Here is a 16,890-nt window from a genome sequence, read left to right on the forward strand (position 1 = left end):
AAAGCTTTACGCTAAAGGCTCACGCCTGGAGGTGACCTCCGGTATACACGCCTTCGGCCAGCTGCTGGACGAGCCAGGGGCTGAAGGCAAAAGGTGTGGCCGCCACCGCTTCTTCAACGTCCACAACGTCGGCCCAAGCCCAGTCACTGACTTCGGCGGGGTTGGGCGCGATGGTGGCATCGCCGCTGAACACGGCGGTGAAGACGGGGCAGATCTCGTTCTCCACAATGCCGGAGGCGTCAACGGCGCGGTAGCGGAAATCCGGAAGTGCCGGCTGTATGTCGGTGACCACAAGGTTCAGTTCGACGGCGGCGCGGCGGATGATGGCGTCCTGGAAGGACTCCCCGGGTGCAGGGTGGCCACAGAAGGAATTGGTCCACACGCCCGGCCAGGTCAGCTTGGACAGCGCCCGGCGGGTCAGCAAGGTGCGGCCCTGAGCGTCCAACAGGTGGCAAGAAAAAGCAAGATGAAGGGGCGTCTGCTCGGTATGAACCAGCGCCTTATCTGCGGTGCCGATCTCCGCTCCGCTTTCATCTAGCAACCTGACCAGCTCAATCTCTTGACCCATGATGGGCACAGTTCCTTCCGCTCGCAGCATTTCTAACAGGGCCGATATGTCTTTCCCCCGGGCGCATAGCACCGAGGACCAGTGTATCCGGGGTAGCCGCCACCTGAGTCTTGCGCAGGGGGTTCGTAGACTGGCGGGACATAGACAGGAGGTAGATTCCTGATGCGCTCGGCTTCGGCAGCAGCCTCTGCGGCGGCCGCAGCTTCAGCTTCAGCTTGAGCTTTGGCTGCTGCGGCAGCTTTCGTGACCCTGGCCGCTTCCTCTTTTTGCGCCTTGGCATCTGCGGCTTTCTTCTTGGCCGCCACTTCTGCTGCGGCTTTCTTGGCTGCAGCCTCGGTCTCAGCTTTCCGCAGTGTGGCCTCCGCCGAAGTGAGAGACGTCAGATTGGACTCGGCCTGCTCAACCTTTGTTGTCAGGAGCCCGATCTCAGTTTCTAACTCGATGGCGGTGTACGCGGACCATCGGACAGTATTCGCGCCGCTCTTACCAGCCAACAGTAAAGCCTTAACGGACTTGGCTGTTGCTATGGCTGCAGCGGCAACTGTCATGACAGATCCAGTGGCCGCAGCAGTAGACCTAGGTTGGGCAGCAATTGCCGTCTCCAAGGCGGTGGTTGATGCAGCAAGTTGGCCAGGCAAAGTGCACTGAACCTCGGGATCATAAATACCCCTCGAGCTGGCTTTTGCCTCTTTCTCCGCATCTTGAACTGGGGGAAGGAACTTTGAGTTCTTCCCGAAGACGACGGCCGTGCCGAATCCAGCTCTGGCGATTTCGGCGCTGACAAATTCGTCGACGGAAGTGAATACTGCTGCCAGCGTCCGGTCATATTGGTCTGTTCGTTCGACGTCGTACATCAATTTGATCGGCGAGTCGACGGGAAGTAAGCCGCGGAGAAATTCGGTGGCTTCCTCGCCAAGGCATTCAGGCGGGGTAGTCGGATCCTTGGTTTCAGGGGTGTCGATGTTCAGCAATCTGATGGTCTGGTTCTTGCCGTTCACAGAGGCTACCAAGGTATCACCATCGGTGATGGAGACTACTTTTCCGGTGTCTGAATTCTCATTTGTGCAGGCTGTGGTGCTGAGAACGAACGCGGCAGTGAGCCCCATACTGAGCAGCAGTCTTCTTCCAGCGAAACTATTCATGAGTGCTATTGCAACATCACGCCCCATCAATCACGGGAGCCGTAGGCGGCTCGGTCAATAGGATAGTTTACGGTTTAACCACGTCGTGCGGGACCACGGCATGGAGCTCCACACCGCCTGCCTGTAACTTCCAGTAGTGCAGCCGCAGCGCCCCCGCTGTCCCCTTCTCAACATACAAGCGCCAACACACGTCATCGCCACGCAGGGTGGGCTGCGCTTGGGCACCCTCATTGAGCCGCAACATGTGCGGTTCCCGCTTGCGCAGCGGACCCTGCCAGTCGGCCACCAGATCCACCACGGCCCGCAACGTCTTGGTGCGCTGATGCTCCGTGAGCATTCCCCACGAGTCCAAAAACAGTGGACTGACACTGAATTTTCCCAGCGGGTACAAGGACTTTTCGGCAGCCGGAACCACTCGTGCCCAGACTTGCTGCAGCTCAAAGGTGAATTGCTGCGCCGGATCCATGAACAGCGCGTCCAGCGAGTTTTCGGTCCGTGAGGCTGCCGATCGGCGCTGTTGGCGCAGCTGAACCAGTGTGGCTTTGGCCTTGGCCAGCTCTGTCTTGAGCGCCTCCACCTGATGGGTTGCCATGTTGTGTTCGCGCGCCAGCTCGGCGGCCGCCCGCCGCTCATCCTCCAGCTGGTCCTGGAGCGCCCGCGCCACCTTGTCAATGGCACCCTGCCGTTTCGCCGCAGCCATTAACTCGGCAATGGTGTGGCGGGCCGATTCCAATTGCATCTGCGTGGTTTGCAGCGCGCTCCGCCGAGCAGCAGGGGTGAGTAAGGATTCTGGCTGAGCCGGTTCCGCGTCGGAGGATGTGGATTCCTCGCCATCGTCCGGGTTCGCGGGGGTTGGGGAGGAAACGGGTGAGCGGTTGGTGAAGATAGAGGCATAGGGCCTCTCCAGATCGAGCCAAGGTGGGCCACCGCGAAGGAGTGGCGGCGTCAGGACGGCCGGTTCGTCGTCGTCCACGTCCAGCATGGACAACACTACGGCACCGTTATGGTAGAGCACCCGCACCCGGACCACCTCGCCCTCGGTTAGGAGGTCAACGGCAGAGTCCAGGTCATTGGAGGAGATGTGTTCCACACCAATGGGGAACTCGCTGCCGGGCCACAATTGAACCGTGGCATGGCGGGGGAAGACGGATTTGATGCGAGCCAACGCCACATCGCCGTGACTGTAGACGGTGACGGGGGATGGGCGGGGGAGCAGGAGCGCTGCGATGTTGAGAACGTGCGTGGCCGGATCCAGTGTGCCGGAGAGTCTCTGGCCCTTGGCCATCAGCCAGTCCAGCGGGATCCCCGGCAGCAGGTCTTCGCTGCGAATCAGTGCCTGTTCGCCGCTGGGAAACAGCTCAACCATGGCCCTGTCCTCGGCCGGAAAGCCCTTGACTACGGCCTCAGAAATCACGCTGATGGGCGCGGTGATGGGCCGGGGCGCCTCAAAGTGTTGAGCCGCGAGGACCTCATTCTCAAGTTTTTGGTACAGCTGCGGCAACGCAGAGGGATGGTGCGGCACGTGCGGGCCAGGTACCCGTTCCAGCCAACGCTCGCCATGGGGATAGACCCGGGCACCCGTGCCGAAAATGTGCAGCTGTGCAGGCAATCGGTCTTGCAGATGGCGGGTTTCAATCCCGTTGCTCACCTGGATGACGCGGGCTTCAGCTCCCAGCCGGACCGCCAGCGCCGCCGCATCGATATGAAAGCCCGCATCTGCCCTGCGGGAGATGACAAGCACCGTTTCATTACGCAGTGGATCCAGCAGCTCACGAGCCAGGGCGGCCCCGCCCATGGTCACAACCTCAGGGGTATCCGGCTCGCTCGGAAGGGACGGCGCTGCCTGCGAGAGCCGATTCCTGTTCTTCTGTGCAGGCATCATGGCTCCTTTGCCATCGGAAAATCCGGATCGTGTTAGTGACCCACCCTACATCCCGGCAGCCAGGGGAACTTGTCAAAGCCGTTTGAGTTACGCCAACACTGTAACAACCACAAATGGCCCGTAGCAGCCGGTAGTTGTTCGCACAGAATCTGGCGAATTTGTACCGGCGGCTACGGGCCGCAGTGCAGAGACTAGCGGGCGGAGCGCCTCTTGTTGAAGATATCGAAGGCCACAGCCAGCAACAGCACTAGGCCCTTGATGGCCATCTGCCACGCAGCATCGACGGACAAGATGGACAAGCCCATGTTGAGAACACCCATCACCAAACCACCAATGACAGCCCCCACCACCGTGCCTACACCGCCTTGAACCGCTGCGCCACCAATAAAGACGGCGGCAATGGCATCGAGCTCATAGTTCTGGCCGGCCGAGGCCACTGCGCCACCGGCGCGGGAGGTTGCCACGACGCCGGCAATAGCCGCCAGGACACCCATATTGACGAAGATGTAGAAGTCAACCCACTTGGTCTTGACGCCACTCATCATGGCTGCAAAACGGTTGCCACCCATGGCATACACGTGGCGGCCAAAGACGGAATGGTTGAGCACAAAGCTGTAGAACAAGACAATGAAGGAGAGGATGATCAGAATAATCGGAGTTCCGCTGTAGTCGGAAAGCGTCCAGGCGAACCACAAGATCGCCACAGCTGCGATGACCAGTTTCACGGTGAAGGAAAAAGTGGATTCCCTGGGGAGGCCCAGCTTGCCCACGGCAACACGGGAACGCCATAGCTGAACGCCCAAGGCCAGAACGGCCAGCACTCCAAGGAGCAGTGTCAGAACGTCGCGTCCGGAACTTTCGCCAAAGATGCCCGGTAGCCAGCCAGCGCCGATCGCCGTGAACTGATCGGACAATCCGCTAATGGTGCCACCCGTCAAGAGGACAAGGGTCAGGCCGCGGAAAAGCAGCATCCCGGCCAGCGTGACAATGAAGGCCGGTATGCCCACGAAGGCCACCCAGAATCCCTGCCAAGCACCAACCAAGGCACCGACCACAATGGACAGGGCAACCGCGGCCCACCAAGGGAAGCCCCATTGGTCCATGCTGATGGCGGCGACGGCGCCAACCATCGCCACGACGGAACCAACGGAAAGGTCAATGTGCCCGGCGATGATGACAATGACCATTCCGACGGCGAGGATCAGCACGTAGGCGTTCTGCTGGATCAAGTTGTTCACATTGCCTGCCATGAGCAGGCGGCCGTCGGTCAGGTACTGGAACAGTATGACGATGATGCCGAGGGCCCCGAGGATGCCGTATTGGCGGAGGTTGAAAGGAATCCGCGCGGATTTAGTGGCTGCAGGCTTTTTACCTGCTTGAAGTGTGGTGCTCATTGGGTCAGTCCTTTCCCATGGTCATGTATTTCATCAGGCCTTCTTGAGTAGCCTCGGCTCGTGCCATTTCGCCGGTTAGTCGGCCTTCTGAGATTGCCAGGATCCGATCGGAGAGACCCAGTAGTTCCGGTAGTTCGGAGGAGATCACAATGACAGCCTTGCCCTGCGCGGCAAGATCGTTGATGATGCCGTAGATCTCGTACTTGGCTCCAACATCGATGCCTCGCGTTGGCTCATCCAGAATCAGGATGTCTGGACCGGAGAAGATCCATTTGGACAGGACCACCTTTTGCTGGTTTCCGCCCGAGAGGTTTCCGGTGATGGAGGAGACACTGGGTGCCTTGATATTCATCTGCGTGAGGAAAGAATCGGCCACCTGGTATTCCCGGTTCCGGTCAATGATGCCGAACTTGGCCAGTTTGGCCAGGGCCACGGCGGAGACGTTGACAGTGATGTTGCCAATAAGGTTCAGGCCGTATTGTTTGCGGTCCTCCGTGGCGTAGGCGAAGCCATGCTTGATGGCCTCGTCAACGGTTCGCATCTGGATCTTTTGCCCGTTTTTGTACACGGTGCCGCTGATGTTGGTGCCATAGGAATGGCCAAACAAGCTCATGGCCAGCTCGGTGCGTCCGGCACCCATGAGTCCGGCCAGACCCACAATCTCCCCGGCTTTGACGGTGAAGGAGACGTTGTCAACAACTTTTCGGGAGGTGTCCACTGGGTGGTGTGCGCTCCAATTCTCAACGCGCAGCACTTCCTCACCGATGTCGGGCTCGCGGGGTGGGAACAAGCTGTTCAAGTCCCGGCCAACCATGGCCCTGATGATCCGGGCCTCTGTGGCGTCGGGCCCTGCCATGTCGATGGTCTCAATGGTCTTGCCGTCACGGATGATGGTGACGGTGTTGGCGATGCGCTTAATTTCCTTGAGCTTGTGGGAAATGATGATGCAGGTGATGCCTTGATCCCGCAACTGTTCCAGGAGGCCTAAGAGGTGTGCGGAGTCCTCGTCATTGAGCGCCGCAGTGGGTTCGTCAAGGATGAGCAGTTTGACTCGCTTGGCCAGGGCCTTGGCAATTTCCACGAGCTGCTGCTTGCCCACTCCTAGTTCCAGGACGGGTGTGGTGGGATCCTCCTGCAAGCCAACACGTTCAAGCAGCAGGGCGGCTTCACGGTTGGTTTTGTTCCAGTCGATGACGCCGAACCTGGATTTTTCATTGCCCAGGAAGATGTTCTCGGCTACGGAGAGATAGGGGCTCAGTGCGAGTTCCTGATGGATGATGACAATGCCATCATGCTCACTATCATTGATGGTTCGGTAGGCCACAGCCTTGCCATCGAAGGTGATGGAGCCGTCGAAGGAACCCGCCGGGTAAACACCCGAGAGAACCTTCATGAGCGTGGATTTTCCTGCGCCATTCTCGCCACAGATGCCGTGTACTTCGCCGCGCCGGACATTGATGGATACGCCGTCTAAGGCGCGCACCCCGGTGAATTCTTTGACAATGCCGGCCATCGAGAGAATGGGTGCTTCTGCTGGCGTATTTTCGGTCATTGCTTCCTCCTTTACAGCGTGGGTAGTAAATGCTGGGGCCGGTCCTGCCAAAATGCGGGACCGGCCCCAGAAGTGCGGACCAACTGAGCCGTTTACAGGCCTACGTCTGAGGCCTTGATGAAGCCGGAATCAACCAGCTTGCTCTGCACGGTGTCCTTGGTGACAACTTCGGGATCCAGCAGGAAGGAGGGAACAATCTTCTTGCCGTTGTCATAGCTCTTGGTGTCATTGACTTCCACCGTTTTGCCAGCGGTGATTTCCTGGATCATGGTGAAGACCCGATCGCCCAGGGCACGGGTGTCCTTCCAGACGGTCATGGACTGGGTGCCGTCAAGGATTGCCTTGACGTTCGCCTTATCAGCGTCCTGTCCGGTCAGGATGGGGAAATCGGTGCCGGCCTTGTAACCAGCCGACTTCAGTGATGCGCTAATGCCGATGGCCAGGCTGTCATTGGGGGAAAGAACCACATCTACTTTGCTGCCGCCGGTGTAGAAGGAGGAGAGGCGGTTGTCCATCTCGGCCTGTGCCTTATCCGAAGCCCAGCCCTGGATGCCGATGGATGCCCAGTCAGCATCTGAGGCCGGAGACTTTCCACTGGGAACAGTGAGCTTGCCGGACTCGATGTACGGCAGCAGCACGTCCCAGGCGCCGGAGAAGAAGAACTTCGCATTGTTGTCATCGGGGCTGCCGGCGAACGGCTCAAGGGTGAACGGGCCCTTGGCGTCCTTCAGACCCAGCTTCTCCTCGATGAACTGGCCCTGAAGCTGCCCCACCTTGTAGTTGTCGAACGTGGCGTAGTAGTCAACGTTCTCGGAACCGTTGATGAGGCGGTCATAGGAAATGACCACGGCATCTTGCTTCTTGGCCTCAGCCAGAACAGGGGTCAGGACCTTGCCATCAATGGCGGCGATGACCAGAATTTTGGCTCCTCCAGCCACCTGGTTCTGAATCTGGCTGATCTGCTGATCGGTCTTGTTATCCGCGTACTGCAGGTCAACCTTGCAGCCGGCATCCTTGAGCGACTTCTGCAGCTGTTCGCCGTCATTGATCCAGCGCTCAAGGCTGCGTGTGGGCATGGAAATACCCACATTGCATTCGACAGCTTTGTCTCCACCGGAACCTGCAGTGTCTGCGCTGGAACCGCACGCGGCCACAGACAGTGCCAGAACACCTGTCGCTGCGAGTGCAACGACCTTCTTGGAAATGAACATGTTGATATACCTTTCAATGTGCCGGCGGTAGGTCCTCGAACGGGCGGCAGGCGGTTTACATCGGAAAGGGAACGCGAAGATTCGCAGTTACTCCCTTGTAACAAATCACTCAATATATGTTGATGAAGAGAACATAACCCAGTTACGTTCGGGATGTCTAGAGTGGTGGGACGCTAGTTTTGCATGCTGTGGCCGAGAATTTACGCTCAAATTCCGCGTTATATCGGCGAAAAGCAGCCCTTTGTGACAATAAGTTGTTTATAGTAACAATCAAGTTACAGTTATGGCGGGCGTCACAGGATGTGGTGATGGGCAGTGTTAAATACGGCCGCCCGGCACCCCAGATCATCACGAGGAAGTAATCTGGTGTGCCGGGCTTGACGGCAGTGCTGGAGAGCGGCGGATTAGGCGCCCGAATGTACACCGTACTGTTCGCGAATAACCGGGTGGAAATCGCTCACAGGTGCGGCATCCAGCTCCAGCTCCCAGGTGGGGCGGGAGCCATTGAGTGCCCAGGCCGCCTGAACGGCTGCGCCTCTTGCCACATACTCACCGGGCGCCGGAACAATCACCGGAACGCCAAAGACCTGTGCAGCAACGGCCTGAACGGCGGGATTTTGCGCCGCACCGCCAATGAGCAACAATCGCTCGGCCGTGACGCCGGTGGCAACAACAGCATCTAGGCCATCGGCCAGGCCACACAACATCCCCTCGATCGCGGCCCTAGCCGTGTTGGCCCGGGTCGTTGAGGAAATACTCAGGCCATGGAAACTTGCCTTGGCGTTGGGCAGGTTGGGTGTGCGCTCGCCCTCAAAATACGGAACCAGCACGACGCCGGCGCTACCGGGTTCGGCGGTCAGCGCCAGCTCCGCGAATTCATCGAAGGAGACGGCCAACAACTCGGCCACCGAGCTCAGGATACGTGCCGCATTGAGCGTCACGGCGATCGGCAAATACGCACCAGCCGCGTCGGCAAAACCGGCCACGGTTCCCGAAGGGTCGTTGACCGCGGCAGGCGCCGCGGCAAATACCGTGCCACTCGTTCCCAAGGAGATGACCACGTCACCGGATGCGACACCCAAACCGAGCGCGCCAGCGGCGTTGTCGCCGGCGCCGGCGCCAACAATGATCTGGCTGCCGTCGGCGTAGTCGGCATGGACCGTACCGGTGTTGGCCTCGGGTGCTGCCACCTTGGGCAGGACAACCAAGCTTTCGCTGGGTTCTCCCGAGCCGGCCTCGCGGGCCGGACGGCCAAAGGCAGTCTCGAACAAGTCCAGATCGTAGGCCTCGCGCTCCGGAGACCAGTAACCGGTGCCACTGGCATCGGAACGGTCGGTGACGAGCTGTTCCAGATCCGGGCCCAGCGGGCTCTCATCGGCAGGCCCGTAACCACGGAGCCGCCACGACAGCCAATCATGCGGGAGTGCAACGGCAGCAACTCGTGCGGCAATGTCGGGCTCGTTGTCTCGCACCCAGCGAACCTTCGTGCTGGTCAGCGAGGCGACGGGGACCGAACCTGAACGCTCAACGAGGGCCGCAGCGCCGAACTCGGCAATGAGAGCCTCGGCCGAGACAGCAGAGCGGGTGTCGTTCCAGAGCAGTGCGTCGCGGACGACGCGCCCTTCACTATCCAGGAGCACCATGCCATGCTGTTGTCCCGCGATGGCGAGGGAGGACACATCAGCCAGCCCTCCGGCGTCGTGCAGTGCTTCTAGTAAGGCAGTCCACCAGAAGCTGGGGCTGACCTCCGTTCCATCCGGGTGGGAGGCCCGGCCGGTGCGGAGCGTGGCTCCGGTGCCGGAATCGACAATGACAACCTTGCAACTTTGGGTCGAGGAATCGATCCCGGCAACCAGTGCCATGGGGTTACCGGGCGCCCAGCAGGTGCTCGATGAAGAGCTGCTGCAGCTTGACGAAGCCGAAGCCCTTGCCGCCGAAGTAGGCGTCGGTGTCGAAGTCTTCGTAGGAGGCCTTGTCGGCACGGAGGGCTTCCCAGCCCTCGCCCGGGTTCAGGGTGGGCTCGTTGATCTCTTCCACGCGGGAGGCGAGCAGCGCGGCCTGGACCTCGGGATCGGCGCGGAATGCGGTGGCGCGTTCCTTCAGCAGTAGGTAGGTCTGCATGTTGGCGGCCGCGGAATCCCACACGCCGTTGATGTCCTCGGTGCGTGAGGGCTTGTAGTCGAAGTGACGGGGGCCGGTGTAGGACGGGCCACCGTTGGGGCCACCGTTTTCCAGCAGGTCAACGAGGGAGAACGCGTTCTGCAGATCGCCGTGGCCGAAGACCAAGTCCTGATCGAACTTGATGGAGCGCTGGCCGTTGAGGTCAATGTGGAACAGCTTGCCCTGGTAGAGCGCCTGGGCGATGCCGTGGGTGAAGTTCAAGCCGGCCATCTGCTCGTGGCCGGTCTCCGGGTTGATGCCCACCATTTCGGGGCGTTCCAAGGTTTCGATGAACGCCATGGCGTGGCCCAGGGTCGGCAGGAGGATGTCGCCGCGGGGTTCGTTCGGCTTGGGCTCAATGGCGAAGCGGATGTTGTAGCCCTTGTCGGTGACGTAGTCGCCCAACAGGTTTACGGCCTCACGGTAACGCTCCAGTGCGCCGCGGATGTCCTTCGCGGAATCGTATTCGCTGCCTTCGCGACCGCCCCACATGACGAAGGTTTCGGCGCCAAGCTCGGCGGCCAAGTCAATGTTCTCGATGACCTTGCGCAGTGCAAAGCGACGCACGCCGCGGTCGTTGGAGGTAAAGCCGCCGTCCTTGAAGACGGGGTGGCTGAAGAGGTTGGTGGTGACCATCGGCACGATCAAGCCGGTGGAATCCAGGGCACCCTTGAGGCGGTCGATCTCGTGCTGACGCTCGGTGGCCGTGGCGTCGAAGGGGAAGAGATCGTTGTCGTGGAACGTCAGGCCGTAGGCGCCCAGGTCGCTGAGGCGGTTGACGGCCTCAACGGTGTCGAGCTTGGGGCGGGTTGCGGAGCCGAACTGGTCCTGTGCTTCCCATCCAACGGTCCAGAGGCCGAATGAGAATTTGTCTTCGCGGGTTGGCTGCAGTGCCATGGGATTCCTCCGGGTGATGTGAGTCTCAAATAAATAAGTTCTTAGTAAAAACATATTGGAGATATTGCCGCACGTCAAGCGTCGACTCTGAGAATTTTCTTGGACTGTGAGGTCAACAGTATGTTTTGTTGCGTGGTCATACTGACCCGTGTGCCTATTAAGTTGCTAATGTAATCAAATGTGGCTGCTTCAGCCTTTCCGTGCACGACGCCGGAACGTGGCTCAGGTGCGCAGCGGCGGAACCCGGCGGCCAAGGCGGATAACGCAGGGGCTTGAATGGTGCGGAGCGCAGTACGCTTACTGGCAGTGAAAGAGGTGAATTGAGTGGCATCCATGGATCAAGCACGCCCGGCGCAACGGGGCAACAATCTCGATGACGTGAGGCGCAATAACCTGGCCATCGTGCTAGGTCTTGCCCACGTCCGGGGCAGGGTTTCCCGGGCCGAGGTCACCAAGGTGACAGGACTGAACCGCTCAACGGTAGGCGGCCTCGTGGCCGAGCTGGTGGATCTGGGGCTGGTAGTTGAGCAGGAGCCGGATGCTGCCAGTCATGCCGGGCGCCCCAGTGCCATCATCGCCCCGCGTCCCGACATTGTTGCCATTGCCGTCAATCCTGAAGTTGACGCTGTCACTATCGGTCTGGTGTCACTCTCTGGCAAGGTGCTTAAAAGAATCAGGTATGACACCGCACGCGTCCCCACTCCCGAAGAAGTGGTCAACATAGTCACCGCCGTAGTTGCCGGAATGCGCGGCGAGCTGGAGCGATCCTTTAGAACCGTTGGCGTTGGGGTTGCTGTCCCGGGCCTGGTTACGGCCGAGGATGGTGAGGTGGTTGTTGCACCCCATCTTGACTGGCACAACGTTCCCTTCTCGGCCATGCTCAGCGATGCTTTGGGCTTGCCCGTTGTCTCGGCGAACGATGCTTCTGCCGGGATTACCGCAGAAAGTACCTTCGGGTCCGGCCGTGAGGCGAATGACCATATCTATCTCAACGGAGGTGCTAGCGGCATTGGCGGCGGCATCGTCATCAACGGGGCCTTGTACCCAGGTGTCAGTGGTTTCGCAGGAGAGTTTGGCCATTCACTGGTGAACTCGGGCGGAGTTCTGTGCCACTGTGGCGCATATGGCTGCCTGGACACAGAAGTTCGGCAGTCCGCACTGCTGGCAGCAGTTTCCTTGGATGCCGCAGACAGTGAGCAGCTGGAGAGTGTTCTCGTGGCCCAATTCGCCAGATCGGAAGGCCCTGACGCTGCTGTGCTGGAGCTGGTGAACCGTCAGATCGGTTTCCTCGCGGAATCGTTGCGGGGCACCGTGAATATCTTCAACCCGGAGCTTGTCATTCTGGGTGGTTTCCTTGGAACGCTCTATGCAGTAGCCCCGGAGCTGTTGGAATCCGGCGTGCGTGACAGGGCATTGAAGGGCCCACGCGAAGACGTCAGGTTTGCCAGGTCAGAGCTTGGCTTGGACCTGCTCATGATTGGTGCTGCACAGTTGGCGTTTGCCCCCATGCTTGCCAACCCGGCCAGCATCGACAAAGCGTTGGGCAAAGCCAGCTGAGCTAGGGCATCAACTGGGGAGCCGGTCTAATCGCCGGACCTTCCCGTAGCTGGGCTTCGGGCAGTGAGGCTGGCCCCGGGCACGTGCCGGTCTGACTCCCGACGCGCGTGCCTGCCCCAAGGCAAATGTCCTTGGCCAGCGCAAAGCCGTGCGTGTAACGCTTCTATTACGGTTCGATAACTGCGCCGAGTCCACTTTTGCGAGTATCCGCGGATTCTTGCGGATGTGCCGTAAAGCGCAACGTTACTGATGAGTAGTCCTTTTGGATAGGACCCCCAATTCCTGCACCGAACGGACTGGGGGCTGCTGTAGATTGGCCTGAATGAGTGTGAGCGGGATAACATTTCCGCTCCCTCAAAGACCAAGAAAATCTCGATGAGGAACGGCCGTCACCCATGGCCGCCACAGCGAGCCAGCTCAAAAGGATGACTTAATGCCACTGCACTCACCCACGCAGCGGAGGCCGCATCTTGTTGCCATCGCTGTATTGCGGAGGCTGATTTCATGATCGGCTTCATCGCAAAACGGTTTATCAATTACGCGATCCTCTCAGCGATCGCCACCTTGAGTGCCTACGTTTTAGCCAGCCTGATTTTGAACCCGGCCAGCAGATACCTTGGCCGTAATCCCCGCCCCTCGGATGAGACCATCAACGCCATCCTGGACGGCCTGGGCGTCAACCCCAACACTCCCGTCATTGAGCGGCTCTGGGCTTGGATCGTAAATCTGGTGACCCACGGATCCCTGGGCGACACCATCCACAACACCAGCGTCATTTCCGAGATGACAGTACGCGCCGGCACCAGCCTGCGCCTCCTGATCTTGGGTACCATCATTGCCGCATTGATCGGGGTCTTCCTGGGTGTCTGGGGCGCCGTGCGGCAGTACAAGCTCAGCGATCAAGTCATCTCCTATGGTTCCTTCACCGTCTTGGCCATGCCGTCGTTTGTGATCGGCATCTTGCTGATGATCTTGGCGACCTCGCTCAATAATGTTCTGGGCATCCAGTTGATCAATTTCACCGGCGAATACACTGCCGGCCTGGAAGGCGGTTGGTGGGTCCATTTCTGGGACCGTGCAGCCCACCTGCTCCTGCCCACCATCTCCCTGGCCCTCATGGGTGCCGCTGGATACTCCAGATACCAGCGCAGCGCCATGCTGGATGTGCTCTCGGCTGATTACATCCGCACGGCCCGCTCCAAGGGCCGCACCCGGGGCTCGGCCCTTGTCCGCCACGGAGTCCGGGTGGCCTTGATCCCCATGTCCACGTACTTTGCCTACTCCTTCGCCACCGTCCTGGCAGGCGCCGCCGTTACCGAGCTGGTCTTCAGCTGGCACGGTATGGGCGAGATGCTGGTGCAGGCCATCCAGCAAAGCGACATCAACGCGTTCACCGGAGCCATCTTGTTCAATGCCATCTTGATCCTGATTGCCGGAACCCTGGCCGATGTTGTCTATGCCGCCCTTGACCCGAGAGTGAGGGTGTAGCCATGTCCATGCTTGAAGAAGTTTCCATCCCTGATGTCACCGCCGCCAATCCTGACATAATTCGATCAAAGAAGCCGGTATCCCGGTTCAAATTGGTCCTGTCAAGACTGCGCAGCACACCGCGTTTCTGGGTAGGCATAGTGGGCCTTGGAGCCATCATCCTGTGGTCCATCTTTGGTCTGATTCCCAATGCCTGGAATTACACGGACTTGGATGTCTACAACATGGGCTCCAGCCCATCGGCACTTCACTGGTTCGGCACTAGCGACATTGGTGAGGACATTTACGCGCAGACCATAGTGGGCCTGCGCAAGTCACTCATCATTGGTCTTTTGGTTGGCCCGCTGGCCGCCATCATTGCCGGGATCATCGGCGCAGTTGCCGGCTACCTTGGCGGCTGGTGGGACCGGGTACTTGTCTGGATCATCGATCTGCTGCTGGTTCTGCCGAGTCTGTTCCTGTTCATCCTGATTGGAAGTGCTTTCAAGGGCTTGTCATGGGTGGCCTTGATATTCCTCCTCGCCGGCTTCGGCTGGATGATCATGGCCCGCGTGATCCGGGCACAGACCAAATCCTTGCGCGAACGCGATTTCATCAAGGCAGCCCGTTTCATGGGAGTGGACACGTGGACCATTATTCGGCGCCACGTGCTCCCGAACGTGTCCTCACTGCTGATCATCGATGCCACACTCGGCATTGGCGGGGCCATCTTGAGCGAAACCACCCTGAGCTTCTTCGGCTTTGGCATCCAAGCTCCGGATGTCTCGCTGGGAACATTGCTTTCCGCTGGCCAAACCGCGGCAGCAACCCGGCCCTGGCTCTTCATCTTCCCCGCGGCCATCCTCGTATTTACGGTGCTCTCGGCCAGCCTTGTTGGCGATGCCTTGCGCGACGCCGTGGACCCTACCTCCGGAGTCAACCGTGACTGACATGCTTACTTCTGCAACAACCACACCCCACCAGCCCACCAGCCATCTCTTGGAAGTGCGCGATCTGCACGTCACCTTCCCGCAACCGGGAGGGGCAGTCACGGCCGTTCGCGGCGTCAACTACCACGTGGACAAAGGCGAATTTCTTGGCATTGTGGGGGAGAGTGGCTCCGGCAAATCAGTCTCCTCGCTAGCCGTGATGGGACTCCTGCCGTCATCGGCCAAGATCTCCGGGGACATCCTCTTCGAAGGAAAGTCCCTGATGGGCCGCAGCGATAAAGAGCTGTCAAAGCTGCGCGGCGAGGGTATCTCCATCATCTTCCAGGATCCACTGTCAGCACTGACACCGGTGTACACCATTGGCACGCAGATCGCCGAGGCGCTGCAACTCCATGACAGCAAGCTCTCCAAGCTGGCCGCTAACTCCCGGGCCGTGGAATTGCTGAAAATTGTGGGCATCCCCAACCCTGAGCGCCGCGCGCAGGCCTTCCCTCATGAGTTTTCCGGCGGCATGCGTCAGCGCGCCATGATTGCCATTGCCATCGCCAATAACCCGCGCCTGATCATTGCCGATGAACCCACCACGGCGTTGGACGTCACCATTCAGGCGCAGATCTTGGAGGTGCTCCAGAAAGCGAAGGATCTGACAGGTGCTGCAGTGGTGCTGATTACCCACGATCTTGGTGTGGTGGCCGGTAACGCTGACAGGCTCGCAGTCATGTATGCCGGCCGCATTGTGGAAACAGGCACGGTGGATCAGGTGTTCCGGGCTCCGTCCATGCCGTACACCATTGGGCTTTTGCGGTCCATGCCGAATCTTGCCACGGCCGGACACACCCGTCTGGTCCCGTTGGAAGGGCGCCCGCCGCAATTGAGCAACCTTGCACCAGGGTGTCCTTTTGCTCCCCGGTGTCCTGCTGTCATTGATGCGTGCCGCACCACGGAGCCGCCGCTGACCATGATCAACAATGAACCGTTGAATGCCTCTGCCTGCCTGCGCGTAGGGCAAATTGCCAGTGGCGAATTGAGTCGGAGCACCTTGTATCCTGTGCCGGAGCCCGTGGCAGCCGCCCAGCGCGCCGAGGTACCCCCGGAACACGTCATGGCCGTTTCCGAACTCAAAAGGCACTTCCCACTATCCAAGGGATCCATCTTCAAGCACACCATTGGCACCGTGCGTGCTGTGGACGGCGTGAGCTTCCAGATCAGGGCCGGCCAGACGCTGGGTTTGGTGGGTGAATCGGGCTGCGGCAAATCCACCACCATCATGGAGGTCTTGGAATTGGCCAAACCCCAAGCGGGTCAGGTGGTGATTAATGGCCGTGATGTGGCGAGCCTTTCCGCTAAGGAACGCCGGGCGTTGCGCAAAGACATCCAAGTGGTCTTTCAGGACCCCATGGCCTCGCTGGATCCACGGCTTCCGGTCCAGGACATTGTGGGTGAGCCCCTCACTGTTCACGGAGTTCCTGCCAAGGAGCGCCTGAAAAAGGTGGCAGATGTGCTCGAGCTTGTTGGCCTTGATCCGTCCATGGCATCGCGCTACCCCCATGAATTCTCCGGAGGTCAGCGTCAGCGCATTGGCATTGCCCGCGCCCTGGTGACGGATCCTAAGATTGTGGTGCTGGATGAGCCGGTGTCTGCGCTGGATGTTTCCATTCAAGCCGGCGTCATCAACTTGCTCCAGGATCTGCAGGAGAAGCTGGGGCTGTCCTATTTGTTTGTGGCACATGATTTGGCTGTGGTGCGGCAGATCGCCGACGACGTCGCTGTCATGTACTTGGGGCGGATTGTGGAAAGCGGTCCCACAGAGAACATTTTTGACAACCCACAGCATCCCTACACGCGGGCACTCCTATCAGCCGTGCCCGTCCCTGACCCAGCCATAGAGCGCAGCCGCACCAGAATCATTCTGGACGGTGATCTGCCCAGCCCCACCGAGGACATCACCGGCTGCAACTTCCGCACCCGCTGCCCCCTGTTCCGGCTCATGGATGAGGCCGCACAACAGAAATGCCGCACCAGCGATCCCCAAAACCGCTCAGTCAACGGCAGCGACGTAGCGTGCCATCACGCCGAACATATAGACCTCATGACTCCTGCATAAGCAGGG

Annotated in this window: 12 protein-coding genes; 4 read left to right on the forward strand and 8 right to left on the reverse strand. The window is 59.7% G+C overall.

All coding sequences use genetic code 11. The annotated features are described in order from the left end of the window. Positions 1-19: 19 nt before the first annotated feature. From idi to xylA, 8 genes are all read right to left on the reverse strand, one after another. The gene (gene idi / locus CXQ93_RS01050) at positions 20-568 is read right to left on the reverse strand and encodes an isopentenyl-diphosphate Delta-isomerase (protein WP_104108640.1); all 549 of its coding nucleotides are present in this window, start codon (positions 566-568) and stop codon (positions 20-22) included. 32 nt (positions 569-600) lie between these two features. Beyond that, positions 601-1,710: a thermonuclease family protein gene (locus CXQ93_RS01055; protein ID WP_181036000.1), complete on the reverse strand. Its 1,110-nt coding sequence runs from the start codon at positions 1,708-1,710 to the stop codon at positions 601-603. 67 nt (positions 1,711-1,777) lie between these two features. Next, on the reverse strand, positions 1,778-3,592 hold the full coding sequence (locus tag CXQ93_RS01060; RefSeq protein ID WP_146073124.1) for a hypothetical protein: 1,815 nt from the start codon (positions 3,590-3,592) through the stop codon (positions 1,778-1,780). Between the two features lie 191 nt (positions 3,593-3,783). Continuing rightward, positions 3,784-4,986, reverse strand: coding sequence for a multiple monosaccharide ABC transporter permease (gene mmsB, locus CXQ93_RS01065; RefSeq protein WP_104108643.1), 1,203 nt, complete (start codon positions 4,984-4,986; stop codon positions 3,784-3,786). Between the two features lie 4 nt (positions 4,987-4,990). After that, on the reverse strand, positions 4,991-6,538 hold the full coding sequence (gene mmsA / locus CXQ93_RS01070) for a multiple monosaccharide ABC transporter ATP-binding protein (RefSeq protein ID WP_104108644.1): 1,548 nt from the start codon (positions 6,536-6,538) through the stop codon (positions 4,991-4,993). A gap of 92 nt (positions 6,539-6,630) precedes the next feature. After that, positions 6,631-7,749 carry a multiple monosaccharide ABC transporter substrate-binding protein gene (gene chvE / locus CXQ93_RS01075; RefSeq protein WP_104108645.1) on the reverse strand — a complete coding sequence of 373 codons (1,119 nt, stop codon included), beginning with the start codon at positions 7,747-7,749 and terminating at the stop codon, positions 6,631-6,633. A gap of 404 nt (positions 7,750-8,153) precedes the next feature. Next, on the reverse strand, positions 8,154-9,611 hold the full coding sequence (xylB, locus tag CXQ93_RS01080) for a xylulokinase (protein WP_104108646.1): 1,458 nt from the start codon (positions 9,609-9,611) through the stop codon (positions 8,154-8,156). Positions 9,612-9,615: 4 nt separating this feature from the next. Next, a complete protein-coding gene (gene xylA, locus CXQ93_RS01085) occupies positions 9,616-10,806 on the reverse strand; it encodes a xylose isomerase (protein WP_104108647.1) in 1,191 nt (396 codons plus the stop codon). Between the two features lie 333 nt (positions 10,807-11,139). On the opposite strand from xylA, the gene CXQ93_RS01095 reads away from it, so the two are divergent. The 4 genes from CXQ93_RS01095 to CXQ93_RS01110 all read left to right on the forward strand — a co-directional run bounded on the left by CXQ93_RS01095 (position 11,140) and on the right by CXQ93_RS01110 (position 16,884). Continuing rightward, positions 11,140-12,363, forward strand: coding sequence for an ROK family transcriptional regulator (locus tag CXQ93_RS01095; RefSeq protein ID WP_104108649.1), 1,224 nt, complete (start codon positions 11,140-11,142; stop codon positions 12,361-12,363). Between the two features lie 504 nt (positions 12,364-12,867). Next, positions 12,868-13,851 carry an ABC transporter permease gene (locus CXQ93_RS01100; protein WP_104108650.1) on the forward strand — a complete coding sequence of 328 codons (984 nt, stop codon included), beginning with the start codon at positions 12,868-12,870 and terminating at the stop codon, positions 13,849-13,851. A 2-nt stretch (positions 13,852-13,853) separates the two neighbouring features. Continuing rightward, positions 13,854-14,780, forward strand: a complete 927-nt coding sequence (locus CXQ93_RS01105) for an ABC transporter permease (protein WP_104108651.1) — start codon at positions 13,854-13,856, stop codon at positions 14,778-14,780. A 1-nt stretch (position 14,781) separates the two neighbouring features. Next, positions 14,782-16,884 carry an ABC transporter ATP-binding protein gene (locus CXQ93_RS01110; protein ID WP_104109146.1) on the forward strand — a complete coding sequence of 701 codons (2,103 nt, stop codon included), beginning with the start codon at positions 14,782-14,784 and terminating at the stop codon, positions 16,882-16,884. Positions 16,885-16,890 lie beyond the last annotated feature (6 nt).

It is taken from the genome of Arthrobacter sp. N199823 (assembly GCF_002929705.1).
In the GTDB taxonomy this organism is placed as follows: domain Bacteria; phylum Actinomycetota; class Actinomycetes; order Actinomycetales; family Micrococcaceae; genus Specibacter.